14 protein-coding genes are annotated in these 14,206 nt (G+C 36.7%); 7 read left to right on the top strand and 7 right to left on the bottom strand.

Annotated elements, in window-relative coordinates; all coding sequences use genetic code 11:
* Nucleotides 1-80: 80 nt before the first annotated feature.
* The 6 genes from I8T81_RS10405 (at nt 81) to I8T81_RS10380 (ending at nt 5,405) form a co-directional block, all read left to right on the top strand.
* Nucleotides 81-707: a 2'-5' RNA ligase family protein gene (locus tag I8T81_RS10405; RefSeq protein ID WP_198072765.1), complete on the top strand. Its 627-nt coding sequence runs from the start codon at nt 81-83 to the stop codon at nt 705-707.
* The gene (gene cobU / locus I8T81_RS10400) at nt 695-1,213 is read left to right on the top strand and encodes a bifunctional adenosylcobinamide kinase/adenosylcobinamide-phosphate guanylyltransferase (RefSeq protein WP_198071087.1); all 519 of its coding nucleotides are present in this window, start codon (nt 695-697) and stop codon (nt 1,211-1,213) included. The genes I8T81_RS10405 and cobU overlap by 13 nt, the downstream gene beginning before the upstream one ends.
* 1 nt (nt 1,214) lies before the next feature.
* The gene (gene cobT, locus I8T81_RS10395) at nt 1,215-2,270 is read left to right on the top strand and encodes a nicotinate-nucleotide--dimethylbenzimidazole phosphoribosyltransferase (RefSeq protein ID WP_198071085.1); all 1,056 of its coding nucleotides are present in this window, start codon (nt 1,215-1,217) and stop codon (nt 2,268-2,270) included.
* Nucleotides 2,263-2,862, top strand: coding sequence for a histidine phosphatase family protein (locus tag I8T81_RS10390; RefSeq protein ID WP_198071084.1), 600 nt, complete (start codon nt 2,263-2,265; stop codon nt 2,860-2,862). Before cobT ends, I8T81_RS10390 begins: the two co-directional genes overlap by 8 nt.
* 124 nt (nt 2,863-2,986) lie before the next feature.
* Nucleotides 2,987-4,555 carry a histidine-type phosphatase gene (locus I8T81_RS10385; RefSeq protein WP_198071082.1) on the top strand — a complete coding sequence of 523 codons (1,569 nt, stop codon included), beginning with the start codon at nt 2,987-2,989 and terminating at the stop codon, nt 4,553-4,555.
* A 106-nt stretch (nt 4,556-4,661) separates the two neighbouring features.
* Entirely contained in the window at nt 4,662-5,405 is a 744-nt protein-coding gene (locus I8T81_RS10380) for an adenosylcobinamide-GDP ribazoletransferase (protein ID WP_198071081.1), read from the top strand.
* Nucleotides 5,406-5,479: 74 nt separating this feature from the next.
* Here the strand turns inward: I8T81_RS10380 and I8T81_RS10375 are convergent, their stop codons facing one another.
* The 6 genes from I8T81_RS10375 to I8T81_RS10350 all read right to left on the bottom strand — a co-directional run bounded on the left by I8T81_RS10375 (nt 5,480) and on the right by I8T81_RS10350 (nt 12,050).
* The gene (locus I8T81_RS10375) at nt 5,480-6,589 is read right to left on the bottom strand and encodes a 3-deoxy-7-phosphoheptulonate synthase (protein ID WP_081409905.1); all 1,110 of its coding nucleotides are present in this window, start codon (nt 6,587-6,589) and stop codon (nt 5,480-5,482) included.
* 96 nt (nt 6,590-6,685) lie between these two features.
* Nucleotides 6,686-7,573 carry a sulfite exporter TauE/SafE family protein gene (locus I8T81_RS10370; protein WP_004701873.1) on the bottom strand — a complete coding sequence of 296 codons (888 nt, stop codon included), beginning with the start codon at nt 7,571-7,573 and terminating at the stop codon, nt 6,686-6,688.
* A 153-nt stretch (nt 7,574-7,726) separates the two neighbouring features.
* Complete coding sequence (locus tag I8T81_RS10365) at nt 7,727-8,008, bottom strand: DUF1634 domain-containing protein (protein ID WP_134261654.1); 282 nt, start codon at nt 8,006-8,008, stop codon at nt 7,727-7,729.
* Nucleotides 8,005-9,561 carry a PepSY-associated TM helix domain-containing protein gene (locus I8T81_RS10360; RefSeq protein ID WP_198071080.1) on the bottom strand — a complete coding sequence of 519 codons (1,557 nt, stop codon included), beginning with the start codon at nt 9,559-9,561 and terminating at the stop codon, nt 8,005-8,007. The genes I8T81_RS10365 and I8T81_RS10360 overlap by 4 nt, the downstream gene beginning before the upstream one ends.
* Nucleotides 9,554-9,853, bottom strand: coding sequence for a hypothetical protein (locus I8T81_RS10355; protein ID WP_004701866.1), 300 nt, complete (start codon nt 9,851-9,853; stop codon nt 9,554-9,556). Before I8T81_RS10355 ends, I8T81_RS10360 begins: the two co-directional genes overlap by 8 nt.
* Nucleotides 9,854-9,914: 61 nt before the next feature.
* Complete coding sequence (locus I8T81_RS10350; RefSeq protein WP_198072764.1) at nt 9,915-12,050, bottom strand: TonB-dependent siderophore receptor; 2,136 nt, start codon at nt 12,048-12,050, stop codon at nt 9,915-9,917.
* 221 nt (nt 12,051-12,271) lie between these two features.
* Between I8T81_RS10350 and lpxB the strand changes: the two genes are divergently transcribed.
* Nucleotides 12,272-13,447 carry a lipid-A-disaccharide synthase gene (lpxB, locus tag I8T81_RS10345; protein ID WP_198071078.1) on the top strand — a complete coding sequence of 392 codons (1,176 nt, stop codon included), beginning with the start codon at nt 12,272-12,274 and terminating at the stop codon, nt 13,445-13,447.
* Here lpxB and I8T81_RS10340 read toward each other — a convergent pair.
* Nucleotides 13,444-14,091, bottom strand: a complete 648-nt coding sequence (locus tag I8T81_RS10340; RefSeq protein WP_134261656.1) for a CerR family C-terminal domain-containing protein — start codon at nt 14,089-14,091, stop codon at nt 13,444-13,446. The genes lpxB and I8T81_RS10340 overlap by 4 nt on opposite strands.
* Nucleotides 14,092-14,206 lie beyond the last annotated feature (115 nt).

Below are 14,206 nucleotides of genomic sequence, written 5' to 3'. Positions count from 1 at the left end.
CAATTGAAAGGCAAACATGTTTTAATACAAAACTTAAGTGACTTTGAATTAAAACTGTGCTGCTAAAACCTACGACGTTCATGGTGCCAACGACTATACGGGATTATCAGGAATGGCACCTAGGACGTCAAAATTATGCTTTGTGGTATCTAGAGATTAATGATCAGAAATTAGTTGATTATCTAGATGTCTTACGTACACATTTTTCAGAATTTTTATTAGAACCGAATAACCGTCAATATCATGTCACATTATTTATATGTGGATTTTTAACCCATGAACCTCGTGTTTATAGTGATGACTTTAGTTTCCATGATTTCTCAAAACAAAGAGAAATTTTAAAAAAAGAAAATATTTCACCATTTCGATTAAAAATTGGTTCAGTTGATAGTTTTAGTAGTGCTTTATTTGTAGAAATCCAAGATAACGATAATGTTTTATCTCACATACGCCAAAAATTAGGCATAGTTTCTAATGAAATTGCTACTTTAGATTACTATCCCCATATCACCTTAGGCTTATATAAAAACATCTGTAGTAGTGATTTGATTTTGCAAAAAATTTCTCAATTACCTGTACAATACAAAAACGCTGAATTTGAACTGAAAGTTGAGCATTTAACGTTTGGTTTTTATGAAGCTCAAACTTTACAAGGTAAGCTGTTTTCGTATCAGCATTTGTTTTTAGGTGATTCATGTTGCAATTGATTTTAGGTGGTGCTCGCTCTGGCAAAAGTCGACTCGCTGAACAAACGGCAATATCTACACAATTACCTGTGACTTATGTGGCGACGGCGCAAGCACTTGATCCAGAAATGCAAAGTCGAATTGCACATCATCAAAATCAGCGACCTGTTCACTGGGCATTGGTTGAGGAACCATTATTTTTAGGAAATGCTCTGAAAAAAATTGATCAACCTAATCAAATTATTTTGGTAGATTGTTTAACGCTTTGGTTAACCAATTTGTTACTGTTAGATGATCAAAATATTCAACAATTTGAATGTGAGCAACTATTAAAAGTTTTACCTACACTTGAGTCAGAAATTATTTTAGTAAGTAATGAAACAGGGCTTGGGGTTGTACCACTCGGCGAGATTAGTCGCCGTTTTGTCGATGAAGCAGGAAGATTACATCAAGCTTTAGGGCAAATTGCAGATAAAGTTGTGTTTTGTGTGGCTGGTTTTCCAATGATTTTAAAAGGTGAGAAGTAAAATGAACTGGTGGTTAGAATCTGTAAAGCAACCTAATCTAGACGCAAAGCAACAAGCTGAACAACATCAACTCCAGCTCACCAAACCTACAGGTGCTTTAGGTGATTTAGAGCAGATTGCAATTACACTTGCTAGTTTACAATCAAATGCACATCCTCATGTTAACCATCCATGGATTACAATTTTTGCCGGTGATCATGGCGTAGTTGAAGAAAATATCTCTGCATATCCTCAAGCTGTTACCCGTCAAATGTTGCAAAACTTCACGACGGGTGGCGCAGCAATTAGTGTACTTGCTAAATATCATGAAGCTCATTTACAAGTGATTGACTGTGGCACAGTGGGCGAAGCATATGAATACGCAGGTGTTGAACGTCACTGTATTCGTGCTGGGACTGCAAATTTTGCTAAACAAGCCGCAATGAGTGCTGATGAATGTCGTGCTGCTTTAGAGTTGGGAAAAAAGAGTGTAGATACAGCTAAAGCCGACGGCGCAGATATTTATATTGCAGGTGAAATGGGAATCGGGAATACCTGTTCTACTTCTGCCTTAGCTTGTCTTTTACTAAATGATACTGCCGAGCAATTGACTGGAGTAGGGACAGGAATAGGTGCCGATCAGTTAAGACATAAAATTGAAGTAATTGAGAAAGCAATAGAACTTCATCATAAACATGTCGTTGGTGATGTCTTCAAAACATTATGCGCCGTCGGTGGTTTGGAAATTGCCGCAATTACCGGTGCTTATATTCGATGCGCACAAGTAGGTTTACCTATTATTGTGGATGGTTTTATTAGTTCTGTAGCCGCTTTATGCGCCGTGCGGATGAACCCTAAAGTACGTGACTGGATGTTGTTCGGTCATCAATCGGCTGAATACGGCCACCAACGTATTTTACAGGAACTCAATGCTGACCCGATTTTAAAAATGAACTTGCGTTTAGGTGAAGGTAGTGGTGCTGGTGCTGCATTGGCATTAGTTAAAATGGCATGTGTATTACATAATCAAATGGCTACCTTTGCCCAAGCTGCTGTAAGCGGGGATAAAATTGGGTAAGTTTAGAATCGATTTACTCAGACATGGCGAAAGTCAGTATAGCCATACTCTACGTGGGCATTTGGATGATGAGTTAACAGCAAAAGGTTGGCAGCAAATGCAGTCAACCATTGAACAAGTTAGAGACCAGACATGGGATGTCATTGTAAGTTCTGCATTAAAACGATGTGCTTGTTTTGCTGAGCAACTTGCCAAAACAGCAGAACTCCCTTTGCTTTTAAACCATGACTTAAAGGAAATGTATTTTGGTGAGTGGGAGGGTGTATCAACTCAGCAAATTTATGAAACTTCACCAGAATTACTGGCAAACTTTTGGCAAAAACCGAGTCAATATTGTCCACCACAGGCAGAAACCTTAATACAATTTCAAACGAGGATTTTGAAAGGCTTTCAAGATTTACTCTTAGAGATGCGAAAACAAAACTGGCAACGTGCATTGGTTGTTACGCATGGAGGCGTGATTAAGTTATTGTCTTGCTTAGCACGGCAACAGCCTTTAGATGACTTGCTAAAAATGCAGGCAGAACTTGGAAAATTATACTCATTCGAATTTTTTGAAGAAGAAGAACAATTAACTTTTATCTTGAAATAGTGGTTTTATATTTTTATACAATTGTAAGTTATTATTTTTATAAAGATATTTAAGTCCGTTTAATAGAACTGTAATTGCTAAAAACTAAGCTAGGGGCATTTCGTATTAATAGCCTATCTAACTTATGAATATTTTATTTAAAACGACTGTACTTACCGCCTCATTATTGCTTGCGGCTTGCAATAACAATGATGATCAAGAAGTTCAAACTACACCATCTACAAACTCATCGAAATATTATCAAACCAAAACACCTTATCAACCGCAACAAGATCTAAAAAGCTATGAACAAGCACCCAATGGGTTCCAACCAGTTTTTACAGAGCTAGTGGCACGTCATGGTTCACGAGGACTCTCAAGTCTTAAATATGATTTAGCACTTTATAACTTATGGAAACAGGCAAAAGCAGAAAATGCTTTAACGCCGTTAGGTGAGCAGTTAGGTACTGACTTAGAAGCAATGATGAAAGCCAATATCCTGTTAGGTTATGGTGTTGAAGGTATTCGCCAATATGGTTACGGAAATGAAACCATGACTGGTATTTTAGAACACCGTGGCATTGCCGATCGCCTATTACAACGTTTACCAACACTTGTAAACTCTCAAGCATCTATATTGGTACAAAGTTCTGGGGTAGATCGTGCGGTGGATAGTGCTAAATTCTTCACTGCTGAACTTATTAAACAACAACCCCTCTTGAAAGATAAGATTGTACCAACGTCTTATACCAGTTTATCGAGTACAAGTGTTCCAAGTATTTTAGATGATGGTGTTGATCGTTTTAAACTTTACTTTCATAGCTTAAATGCGACTGAAGACTTAACTCAACCACTAAGTGCTACCCAACAGAAAATTTATGATGCAAGCCAGACCTATCAATATTTTGAAGCAAACAATAAAGATTTAGCTCAAAAGTTAAGTGATTTATCAAAAAATCCTCAGGCAGAAAAAACTGCTCAGACCGTACTCACTCCAATTTTTAAAGCAGACTTTATTAAAAAACTTGGTACAACAGGTTATAGTTTTAGCAATAATGGGGCTTTTACAGTAACTTCACCTAAAGGCGAACAAATTACAGAAAAGGGTAAGGGTAAAAATACCATTGCTAGTGCAGTAGATGCTGCGGCTTATATTTATGAACTTTATTCTATTTCTGGTGGCATGAAAGATGAGTTAAAAGGTGTTGATTTTGATAAATATATGCCTTTAGACGCCGCAAAATTTTATGCTGAATTTAATGATTCCAATGATTTTTATGAAAAAGGTCCAAGTTTCACAGAGTCAAACCAAGTTACCAGTGAAATTGCACAAGGACTCAAACAAGATTTATTTCAACAAGTTGATGCAGTTGTAAATAAAGCCCAACCATATAAAGTAGTTTTACGTTTTGCTCATGCTGAAATTATTATTCCTCTAGCGACCAGTTTAGATCTGCATAATATGATGCAGCCTTTACCACTACGCCAAACTTATACCTATTCAACAAGTACATGGCGTGGTGAAGTAGTTTCACCTATGGCAGCCAATGTACAGTGGGATATTTACCAAAATAAACAAGGTAATACTTTAGTGAAGATGCTTTATAACGAAAAAGAGACGTTATTTAAGTCTGCATGTAATTATGCACGTTACACACCAACAAGTTTTTACTACGACTACATCAAATTGAAACAGTGCTATCAAATGCAATAGATTTTCAGTTTTTAAAGTCTTTCATGGGAATAGGGATTGCTATTCCCATTTTTATTTCTTCATAATTCAGTTTATTTTAAAATATAGTTCAGTTAGAGAGTTGGATATGACACCTTTTTGGATTGCATTGCAATTTTTAACTGTCCTGCCTATTGAGTTAAAAACAATACCAACGGCGCAACAAAATGGTCGAGCTATTTTGTTTTATCCACTGGTTGGGCTGATTATCGGTGGCATACTTTTTATTTTCACCTGTCTTTTGGCTAAACTCCCTATTGTTCTACTTGCCTCAATCATACTTACTTTATGGATTTGGTTGACTGGTGGATTGCATCTAGATGGATTAGCTGATACTGCCGATGCGTGGGTAGGTGGTTTTGGTGATAAACAACGTACTTTGCAAATCATGAAGGACCCAAGTTGCGGTCCAATTGGAGTACTGAGCTTAGTTATCATATGTTTGCTCAAATTTGTACTGATCTATGTGTTGATTGAACAACATCAAACACTATTTTTAATACTTGTACCTATAGTTGGACGCGTTGTACCGTCTATTTTGTTTTTAACTACATCATATGTTCGTGAAAAAGGTTTAGGGCGTTCTTTGACAGATCATTTACCTAAAATTGCTTCATGGATAATAACTGGCTTTGTTCTGCTATTGCCATTGTATTGGGAATTGCAAGGGCTTATCGCGATTATTGGCTTTTTAAGCAGTCTTGTTTATTTAAGACATTTATTTATAAAACGAATAGGCGGTATTACAGGTGATACAGTAGGGGCAGCAATTGAGCTTAGCGAAACCGTGCTACTTTTTGCTTTTGTGGTGAGTCATTTTTATTTAGTTTGATGTTGAATTCCGACAAAGAAAAATAAAAAAGCCCTCAAAAATGAGGGCTTAATTGATCTTCTTAAAAAGATGAATTAACGATTTGGTAAAACGTCTTTTAAAGCTTCATGCATTTCAAGTAATGTTTTTTCAGTAGTTTCCCAGTCAATACAGCCATCAGTTACCGATTTACCATATTCAAGGTCACAAAGATTTTCAGGAATATCTTGGCGGCCACCTTTTAGGTGACTTTCAACCATAATCCCTACAATTGACTTATTGCCATCTAAAATTTGTTCAGTAATGTTTTTAAGCACAAGTGGTTGTAAGTACGGGTCTTTATTTGAGTTAGCATGACTCGCATCGATCATGATTTTATTGCTAACTTTTGCTTTTGCTAAAGCATTTTCTGCTTCTGCAACAGAGCCTGCGTCATAGTTCGGTTTACCATTACCACCACGTAATACAACGTGTGCATAAGGGTTACCATTTGTATTAATGATTGAAACCTGACCGTCTTCGTTCAAGCCTAAAAAGCTATGACCATATTTAACAGACTGCATGGCATTGGTCGCAACAGTTAAACCGCCATCTGTACCATTTTTAAAACCTACTGGAGATGATAGACCAGAAGACATTTCACGGTGAGTTTGGCTCTCGGTTGTACGCGCACCAATAGCAGACCATGAAATTAAGTCTTGGTAGTATTGTGGCGAGTTAGGATCAAGTGCTTCAGTTGCACAAGGTAAACCTTTTTCATTTAACTCAAGCAAAAGCTTACGACCAATACGTAAACCTTTTTCGATGTTAAATGAGTCATTCATATCTGGATCATTGATTAGACCTTTCCAACCAATTGTCGTACGTGGTTTTTCAAAATAAACACGCATAACCAAATAGAGAGTATCTTTAACCTTTTCGCTTAGCGCTTTTAAGCGATCGGCATATTCGTGAGCAGCTTTAGGATCATGAATAGAGCAAGGACCAATAACGACAAACAAACGCTTATCAGAACCGTCCAAAATATCGCGAATAGTTTCACGGCCTTTTAGAACAGTTTGTGAAGCAACATCAGATAAAGGAAGTTCTGACTTAAGTTCAGCTGGTGTTACAAGAGTTTGGATGCTTTTAATATTAACGTCGTCGATATCTGGCTTTGAAACGGAATTTAAATGTGTAGTCATTGCTGTCACTGGTTCGATCATACTAAAGGTTGTTTTGTGTACTGAATATACCATGAAATAATTATGAAAATACTACATCGCATGGTATTTCAGTTTGGAAAAATCCTATTGATTTTACTATCTTTCAGTCGAGTTGCCTGTTTTTTCAGCAACTTGAGCTTGTTGTTGTACCACAGGTGCTTTCGGTTTTGCTTTGACTGGGTGAACCATAAAGTTAACACCAAGGGCAAATAGAGTGATACCTAAAATTTTACGGATTAAACGTTCAGGCATGCGAGAGCTAATTAATGTTCCTACAATAATTGCAGGAATTGAACCTACCAATAACCATGTAAGCAACATAAAGTCGACATTACCTGCACTCATATGCCCAAGACCAGCAACTAGAGTAAGTAATACGGCATGTACAACATCTGATCCAATAATTCGAATCATTGGCAAGTTCGGGAACATAATCACGAGTGCCATAATTCCAAAGGCACCAGCACCAACAGATGATAGTGTTACGAATACACCTAAAATGATGCCCATAATCACAATGTAGGTACGCTTATTTTGTATAGCTAATTGTTCATTTTCACTATGAGTAGTTTCTTTGTTACGGAATTTACTAAAAAACTTCTCAATACGAGAGCGGAAAATAATAGAAACACCCGTCAAAGTCAGCATAAAGCCTAACACCATTGTTAATACGGCTTTATAGTGCGTAGATTGACTTAAATAATGTTCGAGTACCCAAGTGGTAACGAAAGAAGCAGGAATACTACCGACTGCGAGCCATAAAACAATAGGCCACACGATATTCAATTTCTTTGCGTGAACCATTGATCCACAGAACTTTGAAATTGCGGCATAAAGTAAATCGGTACCAATTGCGATATGAGGTTCAATTCTAAAAAGGCCAATTAAAATTGGTGTCATTAATGACCCACCACCAACTCCTGTAATCCCTACACAGAAACCAACTAACATACCCGCTAAGATAAATTCAAAAGCACCAGACATCTTTATCGCCACTTATCACGAAACGCAGATATCTTATTCCTTTTAGAGATAAACTTTTGTCATGAATAATGATTTACTTATGCAAAAAAAAGCTAAGCAATGCAAATATTACTTGGTTTGTTTTATTTTTAATCATTATTTTTAATAAAGAGATTACTTTGATGGCTTGAGTGGATTAATTAAAAGTATCAGAGCAAAAGTTAAAGGTGTTGCAAATATCCACCAGCTAACAAAACCAATAGATAAGCCATTTTTTTTGATAAGAATAAATCCGCTCAAAACAAACAACAGATAAGCGGATATTCTTAACAATGAGTGAGATTTCTGAGCTAAGGATTTGAAATAACCAGTTGATTTCGGTGATCGATATTTCTCGCTCGATATGAATAGTAAATACATACCTAGCACAGTCAGGGTAAAAACAAAGATCATCATGAATTCACCTCAATATTTAACTTATTCAGTTTCTTTTGAATTTTTTGTGTAGCTTTATGCTGAATAGGTCTAATTTTGCAGAATATGAAAAGTGCTAAAGCTGCAAATATCCATAAAAATACGTCTATACGGGCAAACATCCAATAATCACCTAGGCTTTGAATATAATCATATTTGATTAAATAACTTAGATTTAAGATTGGAAGTACAATACAAAGCAGAATAAAAATACTCAATTGAGTTCGCCACAAATACTGCTTTTTAGTAGTTAATGCAATAATTAGGCTCATGAGCCAGACTAAAAAGAAGCTATAAATTTCATAATTGATTGTAGTTATGGTGGCGGTAAACAATCGATTCGCATATAAATAAGCAAGTGTTGCACAAGGCAAGCCTACAAATGTGGCAACATTTAAACGGTCAACTAAATAGTGCCCGAAATGAAACTTAGTATTTTTATTTTGAAGTTGGCGTTTAAGGCTCCAAAGTAACAAGCCAGACGCAATCATCACACAACCTAAAATGCCTGAGAAAAATAATCCTAAGCGAAGTAAAGGTTGAGCAAAAGTTGCCATGTGTAAACCATATACTCCCGCATAAAGTGTGGCAACGGCACTATGATTACGTGTATCACTTAAGACTTTGCCAGTTGTAGCATCTAGGATGATTTGCGCTTGATTACGAGTAATGGAGCGGTCTTCTTGCTGAATAAACGTAATTTGAGCCTGATTCGTATTTGGGTTTTTAACACTCATAGTTGCTAAAGTTTGATTTCCCCAGCATTGTTCAAGTTGAGCTAATAGTTTTTCGATGGGTAGATTTTGCGCAGGATGCGGAGCATTACTTTCTGAGACTGTTTTGCTACGTATATCATTGAAATATTGATATGGATTATCTGGATAGAGTTTTTGCATTCCCCAAGGTAGATATAAATAGAAGAAAATAGCTAAGCCTGTAAAAGTAATAGTCAAAAAGAAGGGTAATGCAAGTACAGATGATACATTATGAAAATCTAGCCATGACCGCTGAGACTTAAAGGTGCGTAAGGTAAAAAAGTCGGTAAAGATTTTTTTATGGGTAATAATGCCTGAGACTAAGGCGATCAACATAATAAAAGCTGCTAAAGATACAATTAGCCGTCCAATGAATATCGGAACACCAAAAAGTTGATAGTGGAAACGATAAAAGAAGTCACCACCTTCGGTTGCCGAAAGTTTTAGTTCTTGACCTGTGTTTGCATCGAGTGTGGCATTGCCATAACCACCGTCAGGTTTTTCCCAATACATGGTGTTAACGGGGCTTTCTGCGGTAGCAACGGTTAAATACCAAGACTTGGCATCTGGAGCGTGTTTTTGTAAATATTGATATGCTGTTTTAACTGCTACATCTTGTTTTATTTCGTATTGTGCAAGTGCTGGTTGCATCCATAAATTAATTTCATGGCGGTAATATGACAAACTTCCCATTAAAAAAATAGCAAATACGAGCCATCCAAAAATTAATCCAGTCCATGAATGTAGCCATGCCATAGATTGGCGTATACCTTTATGCATAACTCACCATCCGTGTCACAAAAAAGAAAAGAAGACATAACGCGATTGATAGCCCAGTGAGTTTCAAAAGTGATTGAATGCAGAAACCTATAATCACGAAAAGTACATAAAACAAAATAGAGATAAATGCTGCCAAATAAATGGCTTCAGGTTTGTCTAGGGTCAAATGAAAAATGCCAGTAAGACCAAGACTTAAATAAGCCATACAGGCATAACCCATACCGAAAACGACTAAGAATCGATAGAAAACTTTTATGCGATATGACATAGGGAGATTTAAAGTTTTGGACATCTTTACTGGCACATAAAAAATAAAAAGAAAGCCAACACCTAAACTGGAGTTGGCTACACGATTAATATTTAAACTTTACAGCAACTGTATAGTTAGCTGAGGGTCCATAAAAACCTTGACCATTAGGGAAACTATACAAATATTTCTTATCGAAAATATTATTACCGTTGGCTTGAAGCGTAATGTGGTTATTCACCTCATAGCTCGCCATTAAATTCACTAAAGCATAGGAATCTTGTTTAATGGTGCTGTTTGCTGTCGAGTCATATAGTTTCACGGCGTCTTGCCATTGTAGCCCTGCGCCAACTTTCAGCTTAGGTAAAACTGAGGGTGTATAGGTCGTCAGCAAGTTAAGGGTTTGGTTCGGATTATACGTTCTCGCTTCACCACCATTTTTAATATCTTTAATACTAAATTGAGCATAGCCAAAAGTAAGATTGACGTTATCAGTGATTTGACCTGATAAGCCAACTTCAACACCTTGTGATTCTAAATCACTAGTTAGTACTTTTCGGTTAAATGGATTTCCGTCTGAATTACGTAGTGGATAATTATTTTGCTCGGTTTTAAATACTGAAAAAGTACCTGTTAAACGGTCGTCTAGCCATGAGCTTTTAACCCCCATTTCATAACTTTTACCCTCAACAGGTTTCAAAGCTTGATTAGTATTTTGGTCGATACCAGTTTGCGGACGGAAAATAGAGGTATAGCTCATATAACCTGTATATTCAGGCGTAAAGTTATAGGTTAGGCCTGCATAAGGTGAAACTTTACTTTCACTATATTCCATGGGTGAACCATAGCTTTCGCCTTTACTCTCAGCTCGCACATAGTTTGCGCCAAGCAAAAGTTTTAAATCTTCATTGAGATGTAAACGTGTAGCTGCATAAATTGAATCTATATTTTGCGTATAGTTCGCTGCTTCCGTGAAATCTGACCATGTTATAGATTGAGGGGTCCAGCTTGCCCAATTTGTAGTGGTAGAATTGATAACATTGGTGTCGTTAATTGTTCCCGTAGATTGATTATCATGCTGACGACTACGTACATAGTTATAGCCTAAAGTTGCTTCATGCTCTCGATTAAAAAGTTTATAAGTTCCTTCAAGATTAAAATCTACAGCATGTTGTTCTTGATGCTCTTGACCACCCCATGGTGTCAAAGACACTCCTGAACCATCAGCTTTTGGATAACCATAATAATAAAGAAGGCGACTATTGTGTTTACTATCAAGATAGTTATAAGTCAGCTTAGCTGCCCATTGATCATTAATTTTCTGTTTTAATTCAACAAAAGCATTTTGCGTTTCATTATCCCAATGCGCCCAGTCAGGGTTTGGGTTATATGAGCGATCATAAGAAATTTGTTTACCATTGGCATCCAATAAAGGTAGAGCACCCCAGTTGTTTGCATTCGGTTTATTTTTTTCTTGGCTATAACCTACGGTAAGTAACGTGGTATCTGTTAAATTAGCTTCAACAATACCAGCGAAACCATTTTTTTCTGAAGAATATCGGTCAAGGTATGAGTCACCAGTTTGTTCATAGCCCATAATGCGACCACGGACTTTTCCACTCGGTAGAATTGAGCCAGAGACGTCAGCCTCATAACGCTGAGTGTTCCAAGACCCATAACTTACACCGCCGCTTGCTTGAAATTCTTGAGTTGGGCGTTTTCGAATATTGTTGATGGTTGCACTTGGGTCACCAAATGCATTCGTTAAAGAGTCAGCACCTTTAACGACTTCTACACGATCATAAAAATAAGTATCAGGATTGGTGTTGTTGTAGTTATAACCTGAGAGGGGAAAACCTACGCCGTCAGTCAATATATTTGAAATCTCGAAACCACGAGCCATATAAGTAGTTCGCTCGGTTTCCTGATTGGTAACTGTGACTCCGGGTGTGTTGTTTAGAACATCTCGGGTGCTGGTAAGGCCAAAGTCCTCAATTTGTTGACGAGTAACGACATTGATAGTTTGAGGCGTTTCTTTTGCTTCTATATTAAGCTTGGTTGCACTACTAGAGTTTTTAACATTATATGCTTTTGTTTGTTCAGAAGACTGCTCAGCATTGGATGCTTTAACTTGAATCGTCTGCAAAGATTGTACATCTGTATCTTGAGCATAAGTGAGATTTGCATAACAAATCGCGCAAGCGATTACAGAAAGTTTAAATGGTCGAGGTGGGAAGGTCATAATAGTAAAGATAATGTAAATAATTCTCATTTATTTTATTGTTTGTAAATGTAAGCTACAATTCAAATAACATTGTTAATTTAGATTAAAAAATAGTGAATGAGTGTAATTTTAGATTAGGGCAGGTGGTGATCTGTTGTTGTGAGTATGCATCTAGCAAGTTCAAGATTAATAAACCTCTATGCTAGAATGCATTATTTCAAATTCTTGGATAAACCGACTTGGCAAATCGAAAACTTAAAATAGGCATTGTAGTTGGGGAAGTTTCTGGAGATACGCTAGGTGTCAAACTTATGCGTAATTTCCGTGAGCAAGGAATTGATGCTGAGTTTGAGGGAATCGGTGGACCCCAAATGATTGCTGAAGGTTTTAACAGTTATTACCCGATGGAAACTCTATCTGTGATGGGGATTGTTGAGGTATTAAAAGACTTAAAAAAATTGTTCGCCGTACGAGATGGTTTAATTAATCAATGGACTCAGCATCCGGTTGATATTTTTATTGGTATTGATGCACCTGATTTTAACCTCAGACTTTCAAAAAGTATTAAAGAAAAGAATCTTCCAATAAAAACAGTTCACTATGTCAGTCCATCTGTTTGGGCGTGGCGCCAAGGACGTGTTCACGGCATTAAACAAAGTATCGATTTAGTACTTTGCTTATTTCCGTTTGAAAAAGTTTTTTATGAACAATATGAAGTTCCAGCGGCATTTGTGGGTCATCCATTAGCTAGACAATTACCACTTGAAAATCCAATTCAAATTGCCAAACAGCAATTAGGCCTTAATGAAAATCAAAAGCATATTGCTTTGTTACCAGGTAGCCGTAAAGGTGAAGTAGAGCGGCTTCTTCCTATGTTGCTGGGTGCTGCTAATATTTTGCATACCAAATATCCAGACATCCAGTTTTTAATTCCGGCAATTAATGATGCCCGTAAGCAACAGATTGAGCAGGGTGTTCAACAACTAGCACCTCATTTAAAGGCTTCTATTCATATTTTAGAAAATACTGATAGTGAATCTAAAATTGGCCGTATGGTCATGAATGCAAGTGATATTATTGCGTTAGCTTCTGGAACGGCGACTTTAGAAGCAATGTTAATGCATAGACCGATGGTCACTTTCTATAAGTTGCATTGGTTGACCTATATAATTGCTAAGCTTTTGGTCAAAATTCCTTATTATTCTTTACCGAATATTATTGCGGGTAAGAAAGTTATTGAAGAGCTGATTCAGGCCGATGCAACACCGGAAAATTTAGCCGCTGAAATAGAAAAACTAATGAACGTTGAGACGGCTCAAATTCAAGTGATGCAACATTTAACTATGCATAAACAGCTTATTTCTGGAGATACAGAAGATCCAGTACAGGCCATTTTGCAATGTTTAAATCGCTAATTTTTAAGATTTGATTGGCTAATTGCTTTTAATCCTGCCAATGAAAATTTTTTAAAATGTTCAACTAAATCATGTAATGGCATCTGAGCAATATTTTTAAGTGGCTCAGGTGCTTGAGCATTAGGTCCTGCAATAATGAGCATCATGCAAGGGGTCATCACACTTAAAATACAAGGCAAAACAGCTGGATCATTTTCATTTAAACCTGCAACTTGACTAATGAGCTTACGAATAAGAAAAAATTTCCTCATACCTGCAAGTTCAATAAAACTTAATAAATGCTCAGAAGGTGAGAACAACTCACGAATAAAGACCTTGCCATGCCAAACATCTTTTTCAGTCAACTTATGCAGTAAAGTTTCAAGTAATAAGCTCAGCTTTTCTTCTGATGAGTGAGTGCTCTCGACAAGTTCTAGTAAGTATTGCTCATCTAGATAGTGGGCATGCGCTTCCACCAAAACTGCTTTATATAAACCATCTCGACCATCAAAATGATAATTAATTGCAGCTAAATCGACATTGGCAGCGCTAGCAATTGTTTTGTTCGCTGTCTTTGCAAAACCATATTGGGCAATTAGTGGTCCTGCTGCCTCAATAATTTTAGACTTGGTTAAGTCACCATCACTTCGTCTAGATCTGGACATGTTTAAACCTAATTTTCATTCACCATAAAAGTATATCTTTTATTCAAAGATTGGAGTAATTTAAATTTAAATTGAATTTAAACTAAGAAAATTTGAATTTAATAAGAAGGATAAT

This window comes from Acinetobacter seifertii, from assembly GCF_016064815.1.
Classification (GTDB): domain Bacteria; phylum Pseudomonadota; class Gammaproteobacteria; order Pseudomonadales; family Moraxellaceae; genus Acinetobacter; species Acinetobacter seifertii.
This window is presented reverse-complemented; position numbering and strand designations above follow the sequence as displayed.

Coding starts and splice junctions, on each gene's coding strand:
- I8T81_RS10350 (WP_198072764.1), bottom strand. CDS start 12,050: ATGACCTTCCCACCTCGACCATTTAAACTTTCTGTAATCGCTTGCGCG.
- I8T81_RS10365 (WP_134261654.1), bottom strand. CDS start 8,008: ATGATGATCTTTGTTTTTACCCTGACTGTGCTAGGTATGTATTTACTA.
- I8T81_RS10355 (WP_004701866.1), bottom strand. CDS start 9,853: ATGTCCAAAACTTTAAATCTCCCTATGTCATATCGCATAAAAGTTTTC.
- I8T81_RS10340 (WP_134261656.1), bottom strand. CDS start 14,091: ATGTCCAGATCTAGACGAAGTGATGGTGACTTAACCAAGTCTAAAATT.
- I8T81_RS10405 (WP_198072765.1), top strand. CDS start 81: ATGGTGCCAACGACTATACGGGATTATCAGGAATGGCACCTAGGACGT.
- cobU (WP_198071087.1), top strand. CDS start 695: ATGTTGCAATTGATTTTAGGTGGTGCTCGCTCTGGCAAAAGTCGACTC.
- cobT (WP_198071085.1), top strand. CDS start 1,215: ATGAACTGGTGGTTAGAATCTGTAAAGCAACCTAATCTAGACGCAAAG.
- I8T81_RS10385 (WP_198071082.1), top strand. CDS start 2,987: ATGAATATTTTATTTAAAACGACTGTACTTACCGCCTCATTATTGCTT.
- I8T81_RS10360 (WP_198071080.1), bottom strand. CDS start 9,561: ATGCATAAAGGTATACGCCAATCTATGGCATGGCTACATTCATGGACT.
- I8T81_RS10380 (WP_198071081.1), top strand. CDS start 4,662: ATGACACCTTTTTGGATTGCATTGCAATTTTTAACTGTCCTGCCTATT.
- I8T81_RS10370 (WP_004701873.1), bottom strand. CDS start 7,573: ATGTCTGGTGCTTTTGAATTTATCTTAGCGGGTATGTTAGTTGGTTTC.
- I8T81_RS10375 (WP_081409905.1), bottom strand. CDS start 6,589: ATGATCGAACCAGTGACAGCAATGACTACACATTTAAATTCCGTTTCA.